Origin of the sequence: Arthrobacter sp. UYEF3, assembly GCF_040546245.1 — a bacterium.
Lineage (GTDB): Bacteria > Actinomycetota > Actinomycetes > Actinomycetales > Micrococcaceae > Arthrobacter.
The window spans coordinates 15,205-39,061 of record NZ_JBEPNK010000023.1 but is presented as its reverse complement, the minus strand read 5'-3'; the positions used below and the strand labels follow the sequence as shown (position 1 = coordinate 39,061).

The 23,857-nt window shown below is 67.7% G+C and carries 21 protein-coding genes; 5 read left to right on the top strand and 16 right to left on the bottom strand.

Translation table 11 applies throughout. From position 1 onward, the window contains the following. Positions 1-482 precede the first annotated feature (482 nt). Positions 483-1,415: an AfsR/SARP family transcriptional regulator gene (locus ABIB14_RS14750; protein ID WP_354236665.1), complete on the top strand. Its 933-nt coding sequence runs from the start codon at positions 483-485 to the stop codon at positions 1,413-1,415. 41 nt (positions 1,416-1,456) lie between these two features. On the opposite strand, the gene ABIB14_RS14745 is transcribed toward ABIB14_RS14750, so the two are convergent. From ABIB14_RS14745 to ABIB14_RS14680, 14 genes are all read right to left on the bottom strand, one after another. Continuing rightward, entirely contained in the window at positions 1,457-3,433 is a 1,977-nt protein-coding gene (locus tag ABIB14_RS14745) for an APC family permease (RefSeq protein ID WP_354236664.1), read from the bottom strand. 165 nt (positions 3,434-3,598) lie between these two features. Beyond that, positions 3,599-4,249, bottom strand: a complete 651-nt coding sequence (locus tag ABIB14_RS14740; RefSeq protein WP_354236663.1) for a hypothetical protein — start codon at positions 4,247-4,249, stop codon at positions 3,599-3,601. A gap of 500 nt (positions 4,250-4,749) precedes the next feature. Beyond that, a complete protein-coding gene (locus tag ABIB14_RS14735) occupies positions 4,750-5,370 on the bottom strand; it encodes an L-threonylcarbamoyladenylate synthase (protein WP_354236662.1) in 621 nt (206 codons plus the stop codon). Positions 5,371-5,434: 64 nt separating this feature from the next. After that, positions 5,435-5,674, bottom strand: a complete 240-nt coding sequence (locus ABIB14_RS14730; protein ID WP_354236661.1) for a hypothetical protein — start codon at positions 5,672-5,674, stop codon at positions 5,435-5,437. Next, the gene (locus ABIB14_RS14725; protein WP_354236660.1) at positions 5,671-5,997 is read right to left on the bottom strand and encodes a DUF5134 domain-containing protein; all 327 of its coding nucleotides are present in this window, start codon (positions 5,995-5,997) and stop codon (positions 5,671-5,673) included. The genes ABIB14_RS14730 and ABIB14_RS14725 overlap by 4 nt, the downstream gene beginning before the upstream one ends. Before the next feature lie 115 nt (positions 5,998-6,112). After that, on the bottom strand, positions 6,113-7,240 hold the full coding sequence (locus tag ABIB14_RS14720; protein ID WP_354236659.1) for an XdhC family protein: 1,128 nt from the start codon (positions 7,238-7,240) through the stop codon (positions 6,113-6,115). Between the two features lie 9 nt (positions 7,241-7,249). Further along, positions 7,250-8,068: an SRPBCC family protein gene (locus ABIB14_RS14715; protein ID WP_354236658.1), complete on the bottom strand. Its 819-nt coding sequence runs from the start codon at positions 8,066-8,068 to the stop codon at positions 7,250-7,252. Beyond that, the gene (locus tag ABIB14_RS14710; protein WP_354236657.1) at positions 8,059-9,390 is read right to left on the bottom strand and encodes a vWA domain-containing protein; all 1,332 of its coding nucleotides are present in this window, start codon (positions 9,388-9,390) and stop codon (positions 8,059-8,061) included. Before ABIB14_RS14710 ends, ABIB14_RS14715 begins: the two co-directional genes overlap by 10 nt. Further along, positions 9,383-10,306, bottom strand: coding sequence for an AAA family ATPase (locus ABIB14_RS14705; protein ID WP_354236656.1), 924 nt, complete (start codon positions 10,304-10,306; stop codon positions 9,383-9,385). Before ABIB14_RS14705 ends, ABIB14_RS14710 begins: the two co-directional genes overlap by 8 nt. Then, a complete protein-coding gene (locus ABIB14_RS14700; RefSeq protein ID WP_354236655.1) occupies positions 10,303-10,932 on the bottom strand; it encodes a nucleotidyltransferase family protein in 630 nt (209 codons plus the stop codon). Before ABIB14_RS14700 ends, ABIB14_RS14705 begins: the two co-directional genes overlap by 4 nt. Further along, on the bottom strand, positions 10,916-11,842 hold the full coding sequence (locus ABIB14_RS14695) for an XdhC family protein (RefSeq protein ID WP_354236654.1): 927 nt from the start codon (positions 11,840-11,842) through the stop codon (positions 10,916-10,918). Before ABIB14_RS14695 ends, ABIB14_RS14700 begins: the two co-directional genes overlap by 17 nt. 1 nt (position 11,843) lies before the next feature. Then, positions 11,844-14,237, bottom strand: a complete 2,394-nt coding sequence (locus ABIB14_RS14690; protein WP_354236653.1) for an aerobic carbon-monoxide dehydrogenase large subunit — start codon at positions 14,235-14,237, stop codon at positions 11,844-11,846. After that, complete coding sequence (locus ABIB14_RS14685; protein WP_354236652.1) at positions 14,234-14,800, bottom strand: (2Fe-2S)-binding protein; 567 nt, start codon at positions 14,798-14,800, stop codon at positions 14,234-14,236. Before ABIB14_RS14685 ends, ABIB14_RS14690 begins: the two co-directional genes overlap by 4 nt. A gap of 5 nt (positions 14,801-14,805) precedes the next feature. Beyond that, positions 14,806-15,696 (bottom strand): FAD binding domain-containing protein, encoded by an 891-nt coding sequence (locus ABIB14_RS14680; protein WP_354236651.1) that lies wholly within the window; start codon positions 15,694-15,696, stop codon positions 14,806-14,808. A 119-nt stretch (positions 15,697-15,815) separates the two neighbouring features. Between ABIB14_RS14680 and ABIB14_RS14675 the strand changes: the two genes are divergently transcribed. After that, positions 15,816-16,796: a LysR family transcriptional regulator gene (locus ABIB14_RS14675; protein WP_354236692.1), complete on the top strand. Its 981-nt coding sequence runs from the start codon at positions 15,816-15,818 to the stop codon at positions 16,794-16,796. 120 nt (positions 16,797-16,916) lie between these two features. Continuing rightward, on the top strand, positions 16,917-17,234 hold the full coding sequence (locus tag ABIB14_RS14670) for a DUF6457 domain-containing protein (protein ID WP_354236650.1): 318 nt from the start codon (positions 16,917-16,919) through the stop codon (positions 17,232-17,234). A 145-nt stretch (positions 17,235-17,379) separates the two neighbouring features. Here ABIB14_RS14670 and ABIB14_RS14665 read toward each other — a convergent pair whose 3' ends face one another. After that, on the bottom strand, positions 17,380-19,737 hold the full coding sequence (locus tag ABIB14_RS14665; RefSeq protein WP_354236649.1) for an FdhF/YdeP family oxidoreductase: 2,358 nt from the start codon (positions 19,735-19,737) through the stop codon (positions 17,380-17,382). 331 nt (positions 19,738-20,068) lie between these two features. After that, positions 20,069-21,826 carry a long-chain-fatty-acid--CoA ligase gene (locus ABIB14_RS14660; protein ID WP_354236648.1) on the bottom strand — a complete coding sequence of 586 codons (1,758 nt, stop codon included), beginning with the start codon at positions 21,824-21,826 and terminating at the stop codon, positions 20,069-20,071. 393 nt (positions 21,827-22,219) lie between these two features. Between ABIB14_RS14660 and ABIB14_RS14655 the strand changes: the two genes are divergently transcribed. Together ABIB14_RS14655 and ABIB14_RS14650 are read left to right on the top strand one after the other, a co-directional pair. Beyond that, complete coding sequence (locus tag ABIB14_RS14655) at positions 22,220-23,089, top strand: universal stress protein (protein ID WP_354236647.1); 870 nt, start codon at positions 22,220-22,222, stop codon at positions 23,087-23,089. Between the two features lie 78 nt (positions 23,090-23,167). Next, the gene (locus ABIB14_RS14650) at positions 23,168-23,851 is read left to right on the top strand and encodes a hypothetical protein (protein ID WP_354236646.1); all 684 of its coding nucleotides are present in this window, start codon (positions 23,168-23,170) and stop codon (positions 23,849-23,851) included. Positions 23,852-23,857 lie beyond the last annotated feature (6 nt).

The window sequence follows — 23,857 nt, the reverse complement described above, 5'->3', positions numbered from 1 at the left end:
ACTGCCTGAAGTCCGTCCAGCCCAAGGAGCCGAACGATGACCGTGCACGTACTGGTGCCTATTGCCCCGGCAACGCAGGACCTGAGCCGCACGCTGGGTGCCTACGCAGGTGGCTGCTGTGATATTGGCTCGTCATTAGAGGCATCCGCCGCAGGACGTCAGCAGGCAAGGAAAGTGCCTGATCAAACGTTCCGGCCCTACTACTTGAAGCGGGCACGTTTTCCTCGACGACCCACTTGTCCCGACCGCCGGCTACTTGCAAACTCCCCTCGCTCGCTTACGTGGCGATACCAACATCCCTACCCGTCTTTGATCTCCCCGTGAATCGGGTAGCTTACCTGCTTGTTGGCAAATGTCCGTCGTGTCACGGTGACGTTGAGGGCTGGATCGAACAGCGGTTTCTACGTGCCTTGTCGCGACCCGATTTCCACCCTTGAATGACGCGATTTAGATCGTATTGCCTGGGGAAACGGGAGAACATCGTGGACAACTTGCCGGGAGCAGCAGCAACAATCTCCGTTCAACTTTTTGGGTCACTGGAAATCCGGCGCCAGGGTATGGTGCTCACTGCGGCGGGGCTGGGCGGGTGCAAGCCCCGGCACATTTTTGAGATCCTCCTGCTGAGCCTGGGTACTCCGGTGTCCAAAACACGTCTGATCGAACTCCTTTGGGGACCAAGGGCCAGCGATGGGGCCGTTGCCACGCTGGAAAGCTATGTCAGCGGTATCCGCCGGGCGATTCAGCCCGGACAGACCAAGACGGGACCGCTCCGGACTGCCAACAGCGGCTACGTTCTGGAACCCCGGCTCGTGGACCTGGATCTCTCGCGCTTCCGCGGTCTGCTTCGTTCTAGCAGCCTTGCCTCGCCGGCGGACGCGTATCCGCTCCTGATCGAGGCCTTGGAGCTTTCCGCCGAACCACTGCTCGGATTCGAGCTGGTCGCCGACTGGGCCGATGAAGCCAGAACCCGCCACGTTGCCGAGCGGGTCGCGGCGATGATCTTCGCAGCCGAGACGGCGACGATACTTGAACGGCATGACGAGGCGATTCGCTGGGCGCAGTCAGCCATCCAGGCGGAGCCGCTCAATGAAAGGGCCTGGACGGTGCTGGTGATGGCGTACGAGCTTGCCGGCCTACCAGCTGAGGGCCTGTCCGCTTATGACCGCTGCCGCCGCCTCTTCGACCGCGACCTGGCCTGCTCGCCGGGGCCGGCCCTCCAGGCGGCGCATCTCAGGCTGTTGCGGCAGCGTGCCGAGGCTAATACGGAACTTTCCGAAGCGCTCGCGGCCCTGCTCTGCCTCGGTGAGAGGCTGCATCCGGCCGGACCTGAGCGGCTGGCGGCCGACGACAGGCTTCATGAGAATGCCGGACGGATCCTGGACTCCTTCCTTCAGCGGGTCCGCGCCGCGGTCTGACGATCAAGGAACCCCGGGTCAGCAATGTCCGGCCGCGGGGCTTAGCCGACGTGGACCCAGGGGCGCCTGGTGACGTCAGGCTCCGCTTCGCGCAGCACTTCACGGGTGACGGGGGCGATCTCGCCTTCGCCAAACGCCAGGAAGCGCAGCAGGTTGGTGACCGGGTTCCCCTCGGTCCAGCGGAAGTAGATGTGCGGCATCAGTCCGGTCACGTCCCGGATGTGCAGGAGAACCGAGGCGATCGTGTTCGGTACGACGGGACCGTGGACTTCGAGGATCCGGTAGCCGTGCCGGTGTACGCCGCGGACTTCGAGCTCGGTTTCGAAGTCGGAGGAATCGTCGACTACCACCTCCAGGAATAGTGCCTGCTGGTCTACGGGCAGGTGGCTGACCTCGATCGCCGAGGTGAGTTTTTCCCGGTACGCCTCCGGGGTGAGCCGGAGTGGTTCGTGGGAAATGATGGCCAGGGGCCCGTCGAGCACCTCGGACATAAACTCCAGCGACTGCCGGTCCATGTGGACGTGGGTGGCGTGGAGTTCGAAGGAGCGCCGGACCCGGGAGAGCAGCGAAATCACGATGATGCCGGCGATGAAGAACGCTGCGATCCGAATCCCTTCAGGCCGTTCGATGATGTTGGCCACGGTGGTGTAGATAAAGACGACGGCGATCACGCCGAACCCGATGGTGCGTTTGTGTTGTTGCCGACGGCGTGCCGAGAGGGTGACGGCGACGGCGGCGGAGGTCATCAGCACCAGTACGCCGGTGGCATACGCGCCGCCCTGGGCGTCGACGTCGGCGTTGAAAAGCCAGGTGATCAGGAATCCGATGAGGGTGAAGACCAACACCAGGGGACGAACCGCCCGGGCCCAGCCGGGAGCCATGCCGTAGCGGGGCAGGTAACGGGGCACCAGGTTCAGCAGCCCGGCCATGGCCGAGGCACCGGCGAACCAGAGGATGGCGATGGTGCTGACGTCATAGACCGTGCCGAACGCGGGACCGAGGTATTCATGGGCGAGGAACGCCAGGGCACGGCCGTTGGCCTGCCCGCCGGGCTGGAACTCCTGCTCCGGGATCAGGATCACCGTGGTGAAGCTGGTCGTCACCAGAAAGCAGCTCATAATGACAGCCGCCGTTGTCAGCAGGCGCCGGGCCCTCTCGATCCGGCCTGCGGGGTTCTCCTCGGTGTCACCCGGCCGGCCCTGGATCTGGGGCATCACGGCGACGCCGGTTTCGAAGCCGGACAGCCCCAGGGCCAACTTGGGGAACACCAGCAGCGCGATGCCCACCACCATGAACGGATTCCCGTGCTGGGTCGATAGGGCATGCCACCAGTCTCCGACAGCAAGAGGTCGGGCGAACACCTCAAAAATGGTGGAGATCACCACGACGACGTTCAAGCTCAGATAGATGCCGACCAGAACGACGGCCACACCGATGGCCTCCGTGAAGCCGCGCAGGAACACCGCGGCAAGCATGGCCAGCAGAAAGAGCGTGATGAGGATGTTTTGACCCTGCATCCAAGCTGGGGCAAACGGGTTCTGGATCGCATGCGCCGTCGCGTCGGCGGCGGACAAGGTCATGGTAATCATGAAGTCCGTCGCCGCGAACCCCAGCAGGACCAGAACAAAGAGCTTGCCGCTCCAGCGGGGCAGGAGACGCTCCAGCATGGCGATGGAACCTTCGCCACGGTGGCTCTCACCGGCCACCCTGCGGTAGACGGGCAAGGCCCCCAACAGGGTAACGGCCACCAGCACCAGGGTAGCCACGGGGGAGATCACACCCGCGGCCAAGGCCGCGATGGCCGGCTGGTAGCCCAGCGTGGAGAAGTAATCGACGCCGGTCAGGCACATCACCTGCCACCACGGATGCTTTTTCAGGTGGGACTCGCCGACCGCTCCGGGACCCTGATGGACGCCCTTGGCGTCCTGCAGGCCGAACAACAACCATCTCCTGAAGTTGTCCCCGGCTCCCGGCCGCGCCGCCGAGGGATCCGCGGGCGTCCTGCTCATTGTGCTCATCTGTGCCTCTCCGCGCCGCCGGCATACTATTCGCCGCCGACGGTAACACTGCCGACCATAACACCGGTTCCTGGCGCCGCTCCCGGCATGCGGCTATCTTGACGGAACCTTAACGCCGGGCCGCCATGGCCCTGCCAGGCCTGGACCGGAGCGGCCCGGAGGCGATTATGATGCGGTTTTCGGCGAAAGCGGAAGACTCGCAGGGAGTTTCGTCCGGGCGGGGATTTCGAGGTAGAGGATGACCCCGGCGGGTGCCGGCAGATGCCGGTGTTTGTGGTGTAACACGGGCCGGTAGATGTGTCCGAAGGGATCCGTCACCTGGGCTTCCTCCAACCGGTGCTGGTGGGCGAGCCGGCGGTCGATGGCCTCCAAATTGGGTGGGTGCGATGCAATGTTGTTGATTTCCAGAGACCAAGAACCACCGGCCGGCTCTGGCCCGTGTTCCAAGGAGAGGGATTCGAACAGATCCGACACCACCTCGTTAGCGGTGAGCGGGAAGTAGCGCCGGAGGCGGTGGCTTTCGGGGTGCGCGTTTTGCGCATCCAACCACGTCTGGCGAAGCCAATGGAATTCCACCGGGCCGAGCGGGGGTCCAAGAACCAGATGCCGGTTCGGGTCCAGCATGAGGCGATAGGCGTTGCCGCTGCGGTCGAAGATGCACGCGGCTTCGGCGACGTACTCGAACGCTGTCATCAGATCCAGTTCGGACCGGTGATACGAAAACTCTCCGCTGTCATCGACGGCGACGAAATCCCGCGCGGCACCGGCGCCGGAGGGATGACCGGATACGTTCGATATGCGGGACGTGGCGTCCATCTTTTTGGCTCCTGCCCGGGACCGGGCCGCGGCCGCGGTGGCTGCGGCGTCCTCTGGGTTAATGACACCACCGGCGGCCCCTCACCGGCATGGACCTTAACGCTTTCCATACGCCGGCAGGCCGAAAACTTGCGTTCCTTTATCGTAACGGCTCCTCGGCGCCCATCAGAGACACTAAGCAACCATTTCGCAGCCTCAAGAATCGTCTGGGCCATTCGCGCCGCAACGAGAACGGATGAGCCGCAGCTCGTGGAGCGGGAACGAAGCGCCTACCTGCAGGGATCTGGGAGGAGCATTCGCTGTGGCCGAGAAGAAGATTTGGATGACCGGCCGTCTGGACGGGAAGCTGTCTCCAGTCAACGCAGTGGCTATCCCGGGTTCAAGGACGTGGAGCTATTCCCGACGTGGTTGCGGCTGGCGACCCTGTTGTTCGGGAGTATCCCCAGCATGGCACGCAAGGCTCGGATCCTGCCCTACGGGGTCTAGGACTGGAGCGTGCCCTACTCGAACCGGGACGGGTCGCCCATCCCGTGCCGGACCACCTCGGCGACGCCGCTGGAGAAATCGATTACCGTCGTCGGCTCCGCTCCGCAGTCGCCGGAATCGATCACGGCGTCCACCACGTGGTCCAGCCGTTCCTTGATTTCCCAGCCCTGGGTCAGCGGCTCCTCCTCGTCCGGCAGCAGCAGGGTGCTGGAGAGCAGCGGCTCGCCAAGTTCGGCCAGGAGTGACTGGACCACCTTGTGGTCCGGAATCCGGACGCCGACGGTCTTCTTCTTGGGGTGCAGGAGCCGCCGCGGTACCTCCTTGGTGGCCGGGAGGATGAAGGTGTAGCTGCCCGGAGTCACGGCCTTGATGCTGCGGAACACGTCGTTGTCGATCTGCACGAACTGGCCGAGTTGCGCGAAGTCCTTGCAGACCAGCGTGAAGTGGTGTTTGTCGCTCAGGTGCCGGATGCTGCGGATCCTGTCCAGGGCGTCCCGGTTTCCCAGTTGGGCGCCGAGGGCATAGCAGGAGTCGGTCGGGTACGCGATAAGACCGCCGGACTTCAACAACTCCACCGCTTGTGTGATGGAGCGCGGCTGGGGGTCCTCAGGGTGTACATCGAAAAATCTCGCCATGGCACGATCTTACGCCCGGCGTCCGCCGGGGCGGTCGAGCCGACGTCCATCCCGGCCGTCGAGTTCAAGCCCCCGTGGTCAGGCTGTAAAACCGTGATGCGGCCAGGGACGCGAACATCACGGCCATCACGGCCGCGCCGACGAGTTCCAGGAACGCGTCGCCGCCGGCGCGCAGCCCGCGGCAGCCCAACTGCCGGATCAGCCGCACGCCCCACAGGACCGCGGCGAGCCCGAAGACCACCCCCAGCAGTGAGGGCAACATCTCCGCTCCGGCGGCGCCCGGGCCCGGCAGCAGGACCGTCACCGGGGCACTGGCCCGTGATGCGGGGCGACGAAGACGGCGGGGCCGGCTTCCGCGCTGGCAACGGCCGGATGTGCGCCGGTGGTTGCCACGGCCAACAGCATGTATGCCGTGGCGGCCATCATCAGTGCGCGGTACAGCATTGCTCCGCGGCCGGTGCCCCCGGTCCGGAGGCGGTCCACGGGCACCGAAGCCTGGCGCCTCGACGAGGCCCGGAGGACGAACCACCACGCCGCCAGTACGAAGATCACCAACGGTAGTAGGACGGTAACCGCCCCCAAGGGGTGCAGCATCAGTGCCTGCAGGCCACGGTCGATCCGCGACACGGGCAGGGACTACGGGGACGGCCGCACAGCCGGGACGACGGCGGCGAGTGTGGCGGCAAGCAGCACTGCCGAAACGGACCAGCGGAAAGCTTCGTTTCCGATCCTTGGTTCCATGTCACAAGGTTTCGTCGTGGTGGATCCGTTCGTCCAGCTGCCGCAGGGGTTCGCCGCTGCCGTTCCACTGCTTGGCGATGATCTCCGCGGCAATGGACACCGCCGTCTCCTCCGGGGTGCGGGCGCCGAGGTCCAGGCCCACGGGGCTGTGCAGCCGGGACAGCGCGGCCGCGTCCAGCCCTTCCTCGCGCAGCCGCCTGATCCGGTCTTCGTGGGTACGTCGCGAGCCCATCGCCCCGACAAACGCCATGGGGCTGCCGCGCAGGGCGACCGTCAGCAGCGGTATGTCGAACTTGGGGTCGTGCGTGAGGACGCAGATCACGGTCCGTTCATCCACCAGCCCGTGCTCCTGCTGCGCGGCAAGATAGCGGTGCGGCCATTCGTTGACCACTTCGGCGGCTTCGGGGAACCTCGCCGGCGTGGCAAAAACGGCCCGGGCGTCGCAAACCGTCACCCGGTAGCCCAGGAAGCTGCCGAGCCGTGCCAGCGCCGAGGCGAAGTCGATGGCGCCGAAGACGAGCATCCGCGGCGCCGGGGCGTAACTGGTGAAAAAGACCCGCATCCCGCTGTCCAGCCGTTCCCCGTTCGGGCCGTAGCTCAGGATGCCGGTGCGGCCGGCGGCCAAATAGCCCTGGCTGTCGTCGCCGACGGCGAAGTTGGCCCGCTCGGACCCCAGGTTGCCCTCGAAGCGGTCCGGGCGCACCGCCAGGTGCCGCCCCAGCCAGCTGTTGTCCGGGTGCTCGATTACGGTGGCGACCCCCACCCGCTTTTCGTCGGCAATGTCCTGGCTGACGGCGTCGAGCTCCGCGAAGCGCTGCCGGGAGATGGGCTCGACGAAGATGTCGATGATGCCGCCACAGGTGAGGCCGACGGCGAACGCGTCGTCGTCGCTGATCCCGTACCGCACCAGCACTGGAGCGCCGTCGGCCTTGACCTGGGTGGCCAGTTCGTAGACGGCGCCCTCGACGCAGCCGCCGGAAACCGAGCCCACGGCCTCGCCACCGGCTGTGACGAGCATCGACGCGCCCGGCAGCCGGGGGGCGGATCTGAACGTGTTCACGACGGTGGCCAGGCCGGCGGTGCTGCCTTGCCGCCAGCCCGGCATGATGGCCGCCAGGACGTCCCGCACGGGTCCTCCCTAGAGCCTTCCGCAGAGCCGAAGCATCCGGAAGGCGGACCGCCGGCCAGCCCAGTAGGCGAGGCAGGCCACAGCAGCTAGCAGGCCGATGACCTTGCCGGGGCTGGAAAGCTGATCGACGGCGATGCCCTTGGCCAGGCTGAACGCATCCAGGCTGCTCCCCGCCGGCTGCGCGCCGCGGCCTGCTGGTGCTGATACGGTGCCGCTGCCAGACGGTTCCGTGGCCGGTGCGCTCGCGGGTGACGCCGGGGCGTGCCCTGCGGTCGCCATCGCCGCCTTTCCTTCTCCTGTTTCCGCAGTTGGCGATTCGTCCTGGGGTGAAGGGGCCCCGGTCGGGACGGTGTTGCCGGCGGCGGTCCCGGACGGCGCCTCGGGTTCGGCCAGCATGGACTGCAGATTGGCCGCGAAGAGCGACATCATCTGCTCGGTGACACTGCCGATCACGCTCTTGCCCATTGCGGCGGCCTTGCCGGACAGTGCCAGGTCGGCATTGACAGTTCCCCTTGTCGTGGCCCCTTCCTCGGTAAGGGCCAGCGTTACCGTGGCTTCCGCGGTGCCCTGGCCGCGGGTTTCCTGCGCCTTGCCGCCCAGCACGGCCCGGTGCGCGGCGGCGTCGCGCTCCAGGACGTTGAGCAGGCCCTTGTATTGCATGTTCACCGGACCCAGTTTGACGGACATCCCCACCTGGTATGCGTCGTCGGAAAGTTTGTTCAGGATGCGTGCGCCCGGAAGGCAGCCGGCCACCCGTTCAAAGTCCATCAGGGTGTCCCAGACCTTGCCGATCGGGGCGACCACCGAAAAAGTGCTCTCTACCTGCATTCGTTGCTCCCTTGTCTGCCGATCTCTTGTCTGCTGATCCTTTGTCGCGCTGTCCCTTGTTGCCGGACGGTGGGCGCTCCGGGTGCGTTCGGGTTTTCCTCGCGAATGGCGGCGGCCACCTCCGCCAACGCTGTATAGCTGTGACCGCTGACGAAGGCGTCGCAGTAGGGCAGGGCAGCGGCGATGCCGCCGGCCAGCGGCTGATAGCCTGGCGCGGCCTTGCGCGGATTCACCCAGACCACCCGGTGCGCGAGCCTGCGCAGCCGTGCCATCTGGGCCGCGACCTGTTCCGGATCCTCCTGCGCCCAACCGTCGGAGAAGACCACCACCACGGCACCCCGGGCCAGTCCACGGCGGCCGTGTTCGTCCACGAAATGCCGGAGGTTCTCGGCGATCCTGGTCCCGCTGGCCCAATCCGGAGCGGTGGCGGCGGCGCGGGCAAGGGCCAGGTCCGGATTGCGCTGAGCCAGCTGCCGGGTCAGTCGCGTCAGCCGGGTGGAGAACACGAAGGCCTCGGCGCCGGCGGTGGCCACGGCGCCCTGCAGCAGCGCCAGGAAGATCCGGGAATACGGGTCCATCGAGCCGGAGACATCGCACAACAGCACCAGCTTGCGGCGTTGCTCTTGGCGCTGCGCGTAGCGGAGTTTGGTGGCGTCAGCGCCGGAGCGGCGGGCGGAACGGACCGTGGCCCTGAGGTCCAGCCGCGCACTCGCGTGCGGGGACTTGCGCGTCCGTCGGCTTAGGCGCACCGGCGTGGCGAGCAGGATCCGGGCCGCCAGACGCCGGATCTCGGCGGCTTCCGCCTCGGAGAGCGCGGAAAAATTCATCCCGTGCAGGTGTTCCCTGCTGGACGCCATCGCGAGGACTGCCTCACGCCCGGGGCCGTCCCGGGCATCGTCCTGGCCCCCTGATACTGCAGGGTGCGGCGGTTTGTCAGGACGTCCCGGCTCGGTCGGGCGGCCGGTGTCCGCGGCGGGCCGTGGGTGCGCGCCGTCGGCGGGCGGCGGTGCCGGCGGGGCGGGAACCAGGGCGCCCGGGCGGCCGTCCTGCGCTGCGGCGGGATCGGAGGCGCCCCGGAACACGGCGCCGAACACGGCGTCGAACACCGGCAGCTGCTCACGGCTGGCGACCAGCACCACGCGCAGGGTCCAGTAGAGCCGCTCCAGCTGCGTCGGCGGGTGCAACCGGAGCGCCTCGGCCAGCCGGGCAGCCCGATCCGGGGAGCATGGGAGGCCGGCGCCGCGCAGAGCCGTGATGAAGGCGGCGGCGAAGGGGGCCGCCTCGACGATGGGCGGTGAGGGCGGCCGGGGCGACTCAGCCACCGGTCCCACCCACCATCCAGGCGGCCCCGCGGGACCAGACCAGCTCCAGGTCGTCACGGTTTTTCACGATCGATCCCCAGGTCTGTTCGGCCGTTGCGGCGTCGATCCGTTCGATGCCCAGCACCGCGAGCGCCGAGACCCAGTCGATAGCCTCCGAAATCCCTGGCGGTTTGGCCAGGTCCAGGCTCCGCAACCGGGTGATCATGTCGGCGGCCTGCAACGCCAGCGGGCCGCTGCTGGCCGGTACCCGGCGCCGCACGATCTCGGCGATCCGGGCCGGCCCGGGATATTCGATCCAGTGGTAGAGGCAGCGGCGGGTCAGCGCGTCGTGGAGGTCCCGGGTGCGGTTGGAGGTCAGGACAACGATGGGAGGATGCGTGGCGCGGATGGTACCAAGCTCCGGAATGGTGACCGAAGCTTCCGCCAGCAACTCAAAGGTGAACGCCTCGAACTCGGCGTCGGCGCGGTCGATCTCGTCCAGGAGCAGCACAGCCGGACGGGGCCCCGGATGCTCAATGGCCTGCAGCAGCGGCCGGCGCAGCAGGTACTGGGGTCCGAACAACTCGGCTTCGCTGACCTGCGCATCACGCACCTCGGCCAGCCGGATACCCAGCAGTTGGCGTTGGTGGTTCCACTCGTAGAGCGCTTCGCCCGCGTCGATCCCCTCGTAGCACTGGATCCGGTACAGCGGAGTGTCAAGGAGCAGTGCCAGGGTCTTTGCGGCTTCCGTCTTGCCTACCCCGGCTTCTCCCTCCAGCAGGATGGGCTGCGGCAGCCGCACTGCGAGGAACAGTGCAGTGGCCAGCCCGGTGTCGGCCAGGTAGTCGTGCTTGTCCAATTCGGCCATCAGCGCGGCCACGTCGGGGATCCGCCGCTGCACCTCTTCCTCGGCGCCCGTCCGGGCCGGCGTGTTCACCCGGCCTCCTGCAAGGCGGCCAGCACCCTCCGGTAGTCATCCTCGGTGTCGACGTCGAGGGGAACCGGGCCGGGCATGGGAACCTCGACGACGTCGTCCGCCCGGTGCTCCAGCAGTTTCCACACGGCCTTGTCCCCGTGCAGCGAGGCCAGCTTCGGCAGCATCCGCCGGCTGAACGCGAGGGGATGGCCCACGCCGTCGTCGTAGCGGCACACGGCGGCTCCGGGACCGTCAGGGCGGAATAGCGTCCGCAGCAACGGGGCAATACTCTCCGCCCGGACGCCCGGCTGGTCGCCCAGCAGCAGGACCACTGCCTGGGTGTCCGGCCGCAGCGAACCCAGCGCTGCGGCGATCGAGGACGAGCAGCCATGGCCGTAGTCGGGGTTGAGCGCCACCACGGAGCCCGAGGTGTCCACAGCGCCGAGTATCTCCTCGGCTGATCCGCCCAGCGCCAGCATGGTCTGGCCGAACCCGCAACGCCGCGCCGTCGCGAGCACGGCGTCCAGCAGAACGCCGTCACCGTAGGGGAGCAGCTGTTTGGGCCGGCCCAGGCGCCGCGAGCCCCCGGCGGCGAGGATGACGGCCGCAGTGCCGGCCAGGAGGGGTGAGTCAGCTGCTGAGGGCATAGCGCTCCGGATCCTTGCGGAAGGCCGCACGGCAGCCGGGGGAGCAAAAGTACACGGTGGAGCCGTTGTGTTCGAGCTGCAGGGACGCTGCCGCTGCCTTCACGGACATCTCGCACACGGGGTCCACCGCGGTCTTCGGTTGAGGTGCGGACGGCGCCGGAATGCCGCCGGTGTTTGTGTGGGCCCTCGCCGCGGCCCGTTCCTGGACCAGCTGGGCCAGAATGGACAGGGCGATTTCTCCGGGCGTCCGGGCGCCCAGCTGCAGGCCCGCCGGGGTGGTGACCCGCGAGCGGAGAACATCATCCACCTCGAGTGAATCCAGCACGGCGGCGCCGCGGGTTTCGCTCGCCACGAGGGCCACGTACGGCACGCCGGCGCGCAGCGCCGCTTCCAGGGCGCCCTCCTCGGCCTTGCCGTGCGAGGCCACGATCAGGGCGGCGTCGTCCGGGCGCGGCTGTGCCGCGTCGCCGTCGGCTAGTTCGACGTCGAAGCCGACGCCGGCGCCGAGCGCGGCGAGCGCCTGCGCCACCGGTGCTGCCCCCACTACCACCACCCGGGGCGCCGGGATGCACGGCTGCAGGAAGATCTCGATCGCGCCGCCGCTCAGGCATGGGTTGGACACTTCGACGGCGCCCTCCTCGGCCCGGTGCGATGGTTCGCCGGGCAGGACGCGCAGCAACAGCGGTTCCCCGGAGGCCAGCACCCGCAGCCCGTATTCCCGCACCGAGGACTCAACGCAGTTCCCGCCGACGAAGCCGTCGATCTCGCCGTCGGGCAGCACCAGGGCAGCGTCTCCGGCGCGGGCGCTGGTGGGATGCTGGGCGCGCACCACCGTGGCTTGCACGAACGGTTCGCGGCGCGCTGCGAGCTCGCCGGCCCGTGCGGTGAGGGAGTCTGCGGCGGTAGTCATCTCAGACCGGCGGCCTGGCCCGGCCCTGCATGGCGGCCCAGACCCGGGCCGGCGTGCAGGGCATGTCCATGTGGACCACTCCGAAGGGCTCCAGCGCGTCGACTACCGCGTTCACGATCGCCGGCGGCGAGCCGACTGTGGCGGACTCGCCGATGCCCTTCGCGCCGATGGGGTGGTGCGGGGACGGCGTGACGGTGAAGCCGGTCTCCCAGTCAGGCACTTCCATGGCGGTGGGGATCAGATAGTCCATGAAGGAGCCGCCGAGGTTGTTGCCGTCCGCGTCGAACTCGATGATCTCCATCAGTGCCATTCCGACGCCGTCGGTCAGGCCGCCGTGGACCTGGCCCTCGATGATCATCGGATTGATCCGGGTCCCGCAGTCGTCCACCGCGACGAAGCGCCGCACCTTTACGTGGCCGGTGCCCGGGTCGACGTCGACCACGCAGATGTAGGCGCCGAACGGGAACGTCAGGTTGGGCGGGTCGTAGGTGACCTCCGCGTCCAGGTTGCCGTCGACGCCCTCCGGCAGCGTCAGGGTGCCGTGGGCTGCCATGGCGATCTCCTCGATGGATTTTCCGGCGCTGGGGTCGCCCTTCACGAACCAGCGGCCCTTTTCCCAGTCGAGATCCTCGGGGCGGGTTTCCAGCATCACGGCGGCGATGAGTTTCGCCTTCTCCCGCACCTTGCGGGCTACGAGCGCCACGGCGCCGCCGCTGACCGGCGTCGAGCGGCTTCCGTAAGTGCCCAGGCCGAACGGTGTCTGGTCCGTGTCGCCGTGGACGACGTCGATGTTCTCCGGGGGTATGCCCAGCTCCTCCGCGACGATCTGGGCGAACGTGGTTTCGTGGCCCTGCCCCTGGCTTTGCACGGACAGCCGGACGACGGCCTTGCCGGTGGGGTGCACCCGCAGCTCGGCGCCGTCGGCCATACCCAGGCCAACGATGTCGAAGTGCTTGCGCGGCCCGGCGCCGACGACTTCGGTGAAAAAGGACACGCCGATGCCCATCAGCTCGCCGTTGGCGCGTTTGGCCTGCTGCTCGCTCCGGAGGTCTTCGTAGCCCGCCAGCTGCATGGACAGCCGCATGGCCGCCTCGTAGTTGCCCGAGTCGTAGACCCAGCCTGTCTTATTGGAGTAGGGGAACTGCTCCGGCTTGATGAAGTTCTTCAGCCGCAGCTCCGCTGGGTCCATCTCCAGCTTCCGGGCCAGGATGTCCACCATCCGCTCCACCAGGTAGACGGCCTCGGTGACACGGAAGGAGCAGGCGTAAGCGACGCCGCCGGGTGCCTTGTTGGTGTACACGCCGGTCACCTTGCAGTAGGCGGCCTGCAGGTCGTAGCTGCCGGTGAAGATGGAGAAGAAGCCGGCGGGGTTCTTGGTGGGCTGGGCGGTGGCGTTGAAGGCGCCGTGGTCGGCCAGGACATTGGTGCGCAGCGCCAGGATCTTGCCGTCCTTGGTGGCGGCGATCTCGCCCTGCATGATGTAGTCGCGGGCGAACGAGGTGGACATCAGGTTTTCGGAACGGTCCTCCACCCACTTCACCGGCCGGCCGGTGACGATCGAGCCGACGACGGCGAGGATGTAGCCGGGGTAGATACCGACCTTGTTGCCGAAGCCGCCGCCGATGTCCGGGGACACGATCCGGATCTTGTGCTCCGGGATGCCGGCCACGATCGCGAACAGTGTGCGGTGGGCGTGCGGGGCCTGGGTGGTCTCGTAGAGCGTCAGCTTGCCGTCCACCGGGTCAAAGTCGGCGACGGCGCCGCAGGTCTCCATCGGGGCCGGGTGCACCCGCGGGTAGACCATCTCCTGGCTGACGACAACATCGGCGCTCGCGAAAACGGCTTCGGTCTCCGCGGCGCTGCCGATCTCCCAGTCGAAGATTTTGTTGTCCGTCCGGCCCTCGATTTCGTCCCGGATGAGGGGCGCGTCGGCGTCGAGGGCCTTTCGCGCGTCCACCAGCGGCGGCAGCACGTCGTATTCGACGTCAATCAGTTCCAGCGCATCCCGGGCGGCGTAACGGTCCTCGGCCACGACGAACGCGACCTCCTGCCCCTGGAAGCGGACCTTGTCCGTGACCAACACCGCCTGCACATCGGCGGATAGGGTCGGCGCCCAGGCGAGCTTGAGTCCTTCCAAGTCCTTGCCGGTGATGACGGCGAGCACCTTGGGGTGGGCCAGCGCGTTGGTGGTGTCGATCGACACGAGCCGGGCGTGCGCCACGGGAGCACGCAGGATTGCGCTGTGCAGCATGCCGGGCAGCACAAGGTCGTCGATGTAGTTGCCCTTCCCGCGGACGAAGCGGGGGTCTTCCTTGCGCTGGATGCGGCCGTAGCCGATCGGCCGGTCTGCGTCGCCGGCCGCTGGGTTGCTTTCCCGCTCGTGGATGACAGTCATGCCTTCACCTCTGCGTCTTCAGTTTCCGTGGCGATGTCCTGCACCACAGTGTCGGTGCCGTCGAGGACCTCGGCGGAGCCGTCGAGCCCGGCGCCGGCAACGGCTGCCGGATGGGCTGCCGCCCACTGCACCGAGCGGACGATCGTCGCGTATCCGGTGCACCGGCAGATCTGCCCGGAGATGGCCTGCCGAATCTCGCCTGCGTCCGGGTGCGGGTTCTTGTCCAGCAAAGCCCGCGCGGTGAGCATCATGCCCGGGGTGCAGAAGCCGCATTGCAGCCCGTGCTCCTCCATGAAGCCCTGCTGGACCGGGTCCAGCGTGGGCCCGTCGGCGAGCCCCTCGACGGTGCGGATGTCGTGCCCGGCGGCCATTGCCGCGAGGACGGTGCAGGACTTCACCGGCTGGCCGTCCATCAGGACCACGCAGGTTCCGCAGTTGCTCGTGTCGCAGCCCCAGTGGGTGCCGGTGAGCCCCAGCACCTCGCGGATGTAATGGACCAGGAGCACACGCGGTTCAATCTCGCTGGATACTTCGTTGCCGTTCACGGTCATGCTGATCTGCATGCGCTTCAGCCTTCCTGTGTCTGGGCGGCTGTCTGGGCGGCACGGGCACAGGCCTTCCGCAATACCCGCCGGGTGAGTTCGTCGGCCAGATGCCGTTTGTAGTCGACCGGTCCGCGCTGGTCCGCGACCGGGTTGCAGGCCTCGGCGGCGAGCCGCCCGGCGTCGGCGAACAGTTCCTCGGAGGGCCGTTTGCCGCGAAGGAGCCCGGCGACGTCCGCGACTGTGTGGTCCAGGCCCAGCGCCGTCAGCCCGACGGCGGCGTCGGCGATGCTGCCGTCCTCCGCGAGCGTCACGGCCGCGCCCGCGGCTCCCACGGCCCAGTCGCCCACGCGCCGTTCCACCTTCTCGTAGGCGCTGCCGGTATGGGGCCGGACGGGGAGCCGGACCTCGCACAGAAGTTCGTCCTGTCCGACGGCGGTCTGGTACGGGCCGCGGTGGAATTCCTGCATGGTCAGGGTGCGCTCGCCGGCGGGGCCGCGGATAACTGCGACGGCCCCGAGGACGTCGCAGACCGTGGAGAGATCCTCGGCCGGATCGGCCTGGCACAGCGAACCCCCGATGGTGCCGCGGTTGCGCACGACCGGGTCGGCGATCACGCGTTCGGCGTCCCGGACAATCGGAAACAGCGTCGCGATCTCGTCCGCTTCCAGCAACGTGGTGTGGCGGGTCAGGGCGCCGACGCGCAACTCGCCGCCGTCGCGCAGGATGTAGTCAAGCTCGTAGAGGTCGTTGATATCAATCAGCCACTCCGGTCGGGCGAGCCGGAGCTTCATCATCGGGAGCAGGCTGTGCCCGCCGGCGATGATCCGGGAGTCGGGGCCGTGGCGCGCAAGAAGCTCCAGCGCGTTGTCCACCGTGGTGGCCCGGACGTAGTCGAAAGGAGCCGGAATCTGCATAGTCGCACCTCACTCCGAGGCGCCGGCAACGTCGCGCGGCGCCGAATTAGGGCTAGTCTTGCTCCGCCACGACGGGGATGTCAATATCGTCATAAGCGAAAGGTTATGAAGCCGTGTCGATGACGTTGAGCCAGTTGCGGACGTTCGCGCTGGTGGCACGCCTAGGCTCCCTTCACGCAGCTGCGGCAGCCCTGGGGGTCAGCGGGCCCGCCGTTTCTGCCGCCCTCGCGGCGCTCCGCCAGGACCTGGGCGACCCGTTGTTTGCGCGGGCCCCTGGCGGTATCACCCTGACTCCTGGCGGCCGGGCACTGGCTGACTACGCGCAGGACATCGTCGGGCTGGCGGACCAGGCCCGCTGGGAGGTGGGCAACTCCAAGAACGACGCCGGGCGGCTAAAGATCGCCGCCACCTCGCCGTTTGCCGAGCACGCGGCCGGCCGCCTGCTGGACCTATTCACCAAGCGCGTGCCCGGGGCTGCGGTGGATGTGGTCGCAGAAGCCGCCGAGGACCTGGCCGGTCTCCTGCTGGAGCGCGCCTACGACATCGCGCTGGGTGCCCACCCGCCGGCGGCCGCCGGCACTACGGCGTCCGTGCCCGGGCTGGAATCCGTCCCGTTCCTGCGCTACCAGCGCGTCTTCGTCGCGGCTTCGGCTGACCCGCTGCGCAGGCTGCCCGGCCCGCTCGCGGTGGAACGGCTGCTGGGCAGGCCGTGGTTCGCGGGCCCGGCGGGCATCCTCGACAGTTCGGAGGAGGGCCGCTGGCTCGCGTCGCTCGGCGTCGTACCGGAGATTATCAGGCTCAGCAGCGAAACCGATGCCTTGGCGGCTGTGCGGGCAGGGGAGGGGCTGATGCTTGCCCTCGGGCACATCGTGCGGGACGACATCGTCAGCGGCACCCTGGTGCGGGTGCCCGTCGCCGGAACCCCGGTCCCCGGCCTGTGGTGGGCCAGCACATTGGACCAGCACAGGACCACGACCATGGCAAAAACCCTGCAACGTTTCGTTAGCACCGCCGATGCCACGGCCGCGATGGTCGCCCGCGGCGGTTCGCGGGGGCTGGAACGCCGCGGCTCGAAATTCCACGTTGCCCTGTGGAGCTAGCTGCCGGGACGCGTCGAGTGCGGTGGAGTTGCCGGGGACGCGTTGCGCATTGGCTGGAATCGGTGCTACCCCTTGAGTGACAGCCGATCGTGATCCATTTCCGATGAAGAGGAGCAACACATGACTTTGCCCCGAGATGAAGACAACGCATTGCGGCACTGGAGTGCCCGCCTGATCCAGGCCCTGCAGATCCTGGACCTGGAGGTCGACCACGAGAAGATCGTCGAGGTCGCGGACGAGTCCCTGAAGGCTGTGGGGCCGCACGCGGATGCCATCAGCGCGTTCATCGTGGGCTATGCCGCCGGAACGGCATCCACACACGGCCGGAAGAGCACCCACGAAGCCGTGCATGCCGCCTCCAACAAGGTCATCGAGCTGTGCGAACACGGCGAGTCCGGCGGCCCGGACGAGGAGGGCTGGGCCAAGCGAGCCCAGTAGCTCTCGAATTTGTGCAGCGGCCCTCGTCGGGGATTGCTCCGCGGCCTGGACATGCCCATCCCAGGGTGTCAGGGATGGGCATGTTGGCATTATGTCCAGTGGCCGCGGCCCGGGATGGGCATGTCCAAGGGCCGGGGTCCGGCGCCTAGGCTTGCGTCGCCACCCCCGGGGCCGCGTGCAGCCGTGCCGGGTCGTCGGGGGTCTGGTCCGGGCTTGGCTTGAGCCGGACGATGACGGCCTTCGAGACCGGGGTGTTGCTGCCGTCGGCGGTGTGGTTCAACGGCACCAGTACGTTGGCTTCCGGGTAGTAGGCGGCAGCGCAGCCGCGGGCCGTCGGGTAGGAGACCACCCGGAACTTGCGCAGCACGCGGTCGACGCCGTCCCGGTACTCGCCGTGGATGTCCACGAAGAGTCCGTCGGACAGGCCCAGTTCGCTGAGGTCCTCCGGATTCACGAACACCACGTGGCGGCCCTTTTTGATGCCCCGGTAGCGGTCATTGTGGCCATAGATGGTGGTATTGAACTGGTCGTGAGAGCGCATGCTCTGCAGGATCAGGGTGCCCGCGGGCCGCTCTACATGTTCGAGTTCGTTGACAGTGAGCACTGCTTTGCCGGTCGGCGTCGGGAAGGTGCGTGAGTCCCGCGGTCCGTTGGCGAGGATAAAGCCGCCCTCCTGGCGGATTCTCTCGTTATAGTCCTCGCAGCCGCCCACGACCCGTGCGATGTGGTCCCGGATCAGGTCGTAGTTCTTCTCGTAGCCGTCCCAGTCGGCCTTGATCTTGTCTCCCACCAGGGCTTTGCCCAGCCGGCTGAGGATGGCCGGTTCGGAGAGCAGATGGTGCGAAACAGGTTCAACGCTGCCCCAGGACGGATGAACCGCGCAGACCGTGTCCTCGACCGAGACGAACTGCTCACCGGATTCCTGGATGTCGATCTCGGTCCGGCCCATCGTGGGGAGGATCAGCGCTTCGGCGCCCGTGACTACATGGGATCGGTTGACCTTCGTGGAAACCTGGATGGACATTTCGGTCCCGGCCATCGCGGCCTCAACAGCGTTGGTGTCGGAGATGGCGCCGACGAAGTTGCCGCCGACCGCCATGAACACCTTGATCTCACCGTCCTGCATCTTGTTGACGGTTTCGACCGCGTCTACGCCGTGGTCGCGTGGCGGTTCGAAGTCGAATTCCTCGCCGAGCGCTTCCATGAAGGACTGCGGCATTTGTTCCCAGATGCCCATGGTGCGGTCGCCCTGGACGTTGCTGTGGCCGCGGATCGGGGAAGCTCCCGCGCCGGGCTTGCCCATGTTGCCGCGCAGAAGGAGCAGGTTGATCATTTCCTTGATGGTGGCCACGCCCTTTTTTTGCTGCGTGATCCCCATGGCCCAGGTGATGATGACCTTCTCGGCCTTCAGATACCGGGCGGCGAGCTCGTCGATCTCCTCGGTGCGAAGCCCGGTCGCCTCCAGCACCACCTGCTCGTCCAGCAGGGCCAGGTGTTCCTTAAGGTCTTCGAGTCCCTCGCAGTGCTCGTCGAGGAAGGCGTGGTCCAGCACGGTGCCCGGGTTCTTCGCCTCGGCGTCGAGCACGCGTTTGGAGACGGCCTGGAGGAGGGCCATGTCCCCGCCGATCCGGATGTGCAGGAACTGGTCGGCGATCTGCGTCCCGTGTCCGATGATGCCACTGACCTTCTGCGGGTTCTTGTAACGGTGCAGGCCGGCCTCGGGCAGCGGGTTCACGGCCACGATGTCGCCGCCGTTGTGCTTGCAGTTTTCGAGCTCCGTGAGCATGCGCGGATGGTTGGTTCCAGGGTTCTGCCCCATGATGATGATGAGGTCTGCGTCGGCGTAGTCGTCGAAGTTGACAGTGGCCTTGCCGATGCCGATGGTCTGGCCCATGGCCCAGCCCGAGGACTCATGGCACATGTTGGAGCAGTCCGGCAGGTTGTTGGTGCCGTAGCCGCGCACCAGCAGCTGGTAGAGGAAGGCGGCCTCGTTCGACGTGCGGCCGCTTGTGTAGAAGGCGGCCTCATCCGGGGAGTCCAGGCCCTTGAGTTTCGCCGTGATGATACGTATCGCTTCGTCCCAGCTGACCGGCTTGTAGTGGTCTTCGCCGGCGGGCTTGTAGACCGGCTCGGTCAGCCTGCCCTGCATTCCCAGCCAGTAGTCCGAGCGGTTCCGCAGGGCGCTGACCGAGTTCTCGGCCCAGAACGACGTCGGGATGACCAGCGGCGTCGCCTCCCACGTGACGGCCTTGGCACCGTTTTCGCAGAATTCGAAGGCCTTCCGGTGGTGGGGGTCCGGCCACGCGCAGCTGGGGCAGTCGAAGCCGTCCTTCTGGTTCATCTTCATGACCGTCTTGCGGGTCCTGTTGAGCCCCATCTGCTCCACGGCCGGGACCATGGAATGGTAAACGCCGGGCACACCGGCAGCCCAGTGCTTCGGCCCGTCGCCGACCTGCAGGTCCTTTTCGCTAGTTTCCTCCACGCGCGGAGTTTTACGAGTCACTTCGGCTTCCCTTCTGCAGACGCCGCCGGAATCGGCGGCGGGCACGCCACGCCCGGGCATGCCTACACTGGGCACCCTACCTGCACGCCCATAACAGGACTATCAGCTAGCCCGGAGTGCCGCAAGCGATTCGCTGGATCCCGGCGAATCGCTGGACCCGTCCCTCCCAGATTTTCGCAAGAACCAGCCAGCATTGTGGGACCACCATCACCTTCTGGCTGCGGGCGGCCGTCGTCCGACCTTGGACGCCGCGGCGCCGCGGTCCGCCGGCGAGGTCCGCATGCCGGAGGCCTCAGATGGGACCGCCGGCTGGCGGGTTCCCAGCGACCCGTCAGCCGGCCACCAGCATGTCCTGGATTTCCCGACGCAGGACCTTGCCGATCAACGAGCGCGGCAGCGCGTCGAGCACGACGACGCGGCGGGGGACTTTGTAGGCCGCTAGGTGGCCGCGGGCGAACGCCAGGAGGGCCCCGGCGTCAACGGCGTCTCCCGGGGTCAGCACGACGGCGGCCACGACGTCCTCGCCGCCGCCTGGCCGGGGCAGGCCGACCACTGAAACCTCGGCGACCCCAGGGTACTCAGCGAGGACGTCCTCCACCTCGGTGGGCGAAACGTTGAAGCCGCCCGTGATGATCAGTTCCTTGATCCTGTCCCGGATCGTGACGAAGTGTTCCTTGTCTACTGACACGATGTCACCGGTGCGGAACCAGCCGCCCTCCAGGAGCGCCGCTTCCGTCTCCTGCGGACGCTTCCAATAGCCGGCGAACACCTGCGGCCCGCGGATCAGCAGTTCTCCGGGCTCGCCCGGGGCGCGGTCAATCCGGACGTTCTGCGGGTCCACCACTCGGATGTCGGTCAGCGGGAACGGCACGCCCACGGTGCCGGGCTTGCGGCTTGCGCCGAAGGGGTTGCCCACCGAGATGGGAGATGTCTCGGTCAGGCCGTAGCCCTCGATGAGGTAGCCGCCGGTCGCTTTCTCCCAGGTCTCCACGGTCGACGACGGCAGGTTCATGGCCCCGGAGATGGAGAAGCGGATCCCTTGAAGGCTGACACCCTGCCGGGCTGCCGCGGCGGCCAGGCGGTCGTAAATCGGAGGCACCGCCGGCAGAAACGTCGCCGGGGATTTCCGATGCGCCTTCAGCACCAAATCGACGTCGAACTTGGGGAAGAGCACCAGCTTGGCGCCGATGCTCAGCGCGAAGTTCATGCAAAGGGTCAGGCCGTAGGCATGGAACATGGGGAGTACCGCGTATACGGTTTCGCGTCCGTCCTTGAGCCCCGGAACCCAGGCCCGGCCTTGGGCGGCGTTGGCTTGCAGGTTCGCATGCGTGAGCATGGCGCCCTTAGGGACCCCGGTCGTGCCGCTGGTGTACTGGAGCACCGCCAGGTCTTCCGGCGCAGGCCGGGGGTGCCGCTTCTTTAGTTCGCCGGCGTCGAAGAGTCCGCGCCACGGCAGGAGCGTGCGCCCAGCGTGTCCGCCGCGACGAGCCGGCGTGCCCGCGGCCAGTGCGGCCAGTGCGGCCCGCGCCCTGCGGGCAGCCGGCAGCGGCAGCCGCAGCGCGAGCCGCGTGCCCAGCGGCATCGCGGGGATGAGCTCCACCGAGACGACGCTTCGGAGCCCGACGTCGGCCGGCAGCTGCAGGACCCGGTCCACCGCCTTGTCCCAGACGATCGCGACGGCGGCACCGTGGTCCTCGAATTGCTGGCGGAGTTCGCGGTCCGTGTACAGCGGGTTGTGTTCAACGACGACGGCGCCGAGGCGCAGCACGGCGTGGAAGGCGACCACGTGCTGCGGACAGTTCGGCAGGACCAGGGCAACCCGGTCACCGGCTTTCACGCCGAGGTTCTTCAGCCCGGCGGCCACCCGGCTGATCTGCTTCCCGAGTTCCCGATAGCTGGTGCGGGCCCCGAAGAACTCCAGGGCCGTCTTGGCGCCGAAGCGCCGGACGGAGGAATCCACCAGGTTCACGAGGGAACCTTTAGGCAGTTTGAGGTCGGCGGGGACTCCCGGGCTGTAGTGCTTCGTCCATGGACGGTCCGACCACGGGAGTCCGGGGGCCGGAAGGCCGCGGGTGGAATTCCTGTTCATGCTTGGTCCTTGCCGCTTTGCGTGGCGGAGCCTGGTTGGGCCCGGCCCGAAAGCCTTCCTGTTGGGCCTCCATGTTGGGCCTGCCTGATGAGACTGCCTGAAAAAGCCTACCGCTAGGGCCGCCGCACCTAGGCACAGATGCCGGGGGAGGGCGGTGCGGGGGTGCAGAAGTGTTGCGGGGCTTAAGGCCCTAACCGGGCGCCGGGGGCCGGGGCACACTGAGGTGTCGGCAGAGCCTCGGCTCTGCCGACGAGTCATGCCAAACAGCAGCGGCCACCGGGAATGGCCGCCAGCAACGGCCGTCGACGGTGGTCAGGGCAGCGGTCACAGGATGGTGCGCTGCCGGGAGTACAGGAGAGGCTACGGACGCCAGGGAACGGTGCAGGGATTAACATGAGCAAAGCAGTTGTGGTGGGCATCAACGATTCGGCGGGCAGCGAGGCCGCGCTGGCGTGGGCGCTGCAGCGCGCCGCCCGGCAGAAACTCCCGGTCCTGTGCGTGCACGCCGTGGACGACCGCTGGATTTCCCCGGAATTCCAGTACCACGAACTGATCCGCCAAGCCGGAACGGAACTGCTGGAGAAGGCCAAAGGCGCCGCGAAAAGCCAGGCCCCCGACGTGGAAGTCGACGTGCAGTTGCGGCAGGGAAGCCCCGGCTCGGCCCTGCGCGAAGCATCTGCGGAAGCCGCCTTGGTCGTCGTCGGCGGCCACGACAAGCACTGGATGGATGCCGGTCCGCTGACGGACCGCGCCCTGCAGATCGTCTCCGCCTCGGACAGCCCGGTCGTCGTCGTCCCGAGCCAGCCCGCCACCGGAACCCACGGCGTGGTGGTCGGCGTGGACGGGTCGGAGGAGTCGCTCCAGGCAGTGGCGTTCGCCGCCGCCGAAGCGGACCGAGGCCACGACGAGCTGACCGTCCTGCTCGCTTTCCGGAGCCCGGCGCGCTGGATTGAGAACCAGCTCCCCTCCAGCGGACTCGCCGAGAGCATCATCGAGGAGAACCGGGTGGTCCTGGCAGAATCGGTGGCGGGCCTCGGTGACAAGTACCCGGACCTCGTGATCCACCAACGCTTGGAAACTGACACTGAACCGGCGAAGGCCCTCGTGGACCTCGCACGCAATGCCAGGCTGCTGGTGATCGGCAGCCGGGGGCGCGGGGGCTTCTCCCGGCTCGTGCTCGGCTCGACGGCCCATGCCGTGCTGTTGAACGTGCCGTGCCCCACACTGGTGACCCGGGTGCACAAGGTCAAGCACGAGGCCTGAGCCCGATCCGGATGAAAGGGACAGCCTCCGCCTGGGCGGGGCCTTCCCGCCGGCCGGGCCCGGTGGGAGGATGTTGCTGTGGATCCCTTCTTCAATTTCGTCAGCCACAACTGGTGGCTGGTGTTTCCGATGAGCGCGTTGCTGGGGAGCTGGGCCCGCTCCTGGACCAAGGCCAGCGAACGACGGCACCGCCGGAAGGTGGAGCTGTACGGGCTCAAGAACCAGCAGGCGGAGGTGGAGCAGGCCAGCCGGCGCGAGGTGCAGGCCCTCGTGGACGCCCACGAGGCCGTCAACCGGCGCTGGCTGGACTACGAACTGGACATCGGAAAGCTGATCGACTTTCCGGTGATGACCGATGTGCGTGAGCCGCTGACGGTGGCATTCCTGCGGGCCAAGCGCGAAGCGGACGGGCTGCGCCCGGATGCTCCGGAACACATCGTGACGGCCGCCCGGCTGGGGGAGTACCGGGCCGCGGTGCGCGGCTTCGAGTTGGCATTCGAGGTCGCCGAGCGCGAAGCACGTCGGATCAAGGACAGCAATTTCACCGGCCCCGAACGCGCGCGGCTGGCTACGGCCCGGAAGCTGCTCCGGATCGCCTCCGACGCCGCCGCTACCCCGGCAGAGCGGCAGACGGCGTACAAACGGGCACGGCGGGAACTTGACGGCCTGATTGTGCTGCCGGAAGCAACGCTGGCCGCCCTGGAGGAGAAACTTGCCGGCATGCTCGACGCCGGTGCCGGAAGGGGCGCTCCGTCCGGTTGAGCGGCC

Bases quoted from the DNA above. Each gene is read 5' to 3' on its own strand.
- ABIB14_RS14695 (WP_354236654.1), bottom strand. From the start codon at position 11,842: ATGACTACCGCCGCAGACTCCCTCACCGCACGGGCCGGCGAGCTCGCA.
- ABIB14_RS14680 (WP_354236651.1), bottom strand. From the start codon at position 15,696: ATGCAGATTCCGGCTCCTTTCGACTACGTCCGGGCCACCACGGTGGAC.
- ABIB14_RS14660 (WP_354236648.1), bottom strand. From the start codon at position 21,826: ATGAACAGGAATTCCACCCGCGGCCTTCCGGCCCCCGGACTCCCGTGG.
- ABIB14_RS14685 (WP_354236652.1), bottom strand. From the start codon at position 14,800: ATGCAGATCAGCATGACCGTGAACGGCAACGAAGTATCCAGCGAGATT.
- ABIB14_RS14655 (WP_354236647.1), top strand. From the start codon at position 22,220: ATGAGCAAAGCAGTTGTGGTGGGCATCAACGATTCGGCGGGCAGCGAG.
- ABIB14_RS14670 (WP_354236650.1), top strand. From the start codon at position 16,917: ATGACTTTGCCCCGAGATGAAGACAACGCATTGCGGCACTGGAGTGCC.
- ABIB14_RS14735 (WP_354236662.1), bottom strand. From the start codon at position 5,370: ATGGCGAGATTTTTCGATGTACACCCTGAGGACCCCCAGCCGCGCTCC.
- ABIB14_RS14745 (WP_354236664.1), bottom strand. From the start codon at position 3,433: ATGAGCACAATGAGCAGGACGCCCGCGGATCCCTCGGCGGCGCGGCCG.
- ABIB14_RS14690 (WP_354236653.1), bottom strand. From the start codon at position 14,237: ATGACTGTCATCCACGAGCGGGAAAGCAACCCAGCGGCCGGCGACGCA.
- ABIB14_RS14700 (WP_354236655.1), bottom strand. From the start codon at position 10,932: ATGCCCTCAGCAGCTGACTCACCCCTCCTGGCCGGCACTGCGGCCGTC.
- ABIB14_RS14675 (WP_354236692.1), top strand. From the start codon at position 15,816: ATGACGTTGAGCCAGTTGCGGACGTTCGCGCTGGTGGCACGCCTAGGC.
- ABIB14_RS14715 (WP_354236658.1), bottom strand. From the start codon at position 8,068: ATGCAGGTAGAGAGCACTTTTTCGGTGGTCGCCCCGATCGGCAAGGTC.
- ABIB14_RS14740 (WP_354236663.1), bottom strand. From the start codon at position 4,249: ATGGACGCCACGTCCCGCATATCGAACGTATCCGGTCATCCCTCCGGC.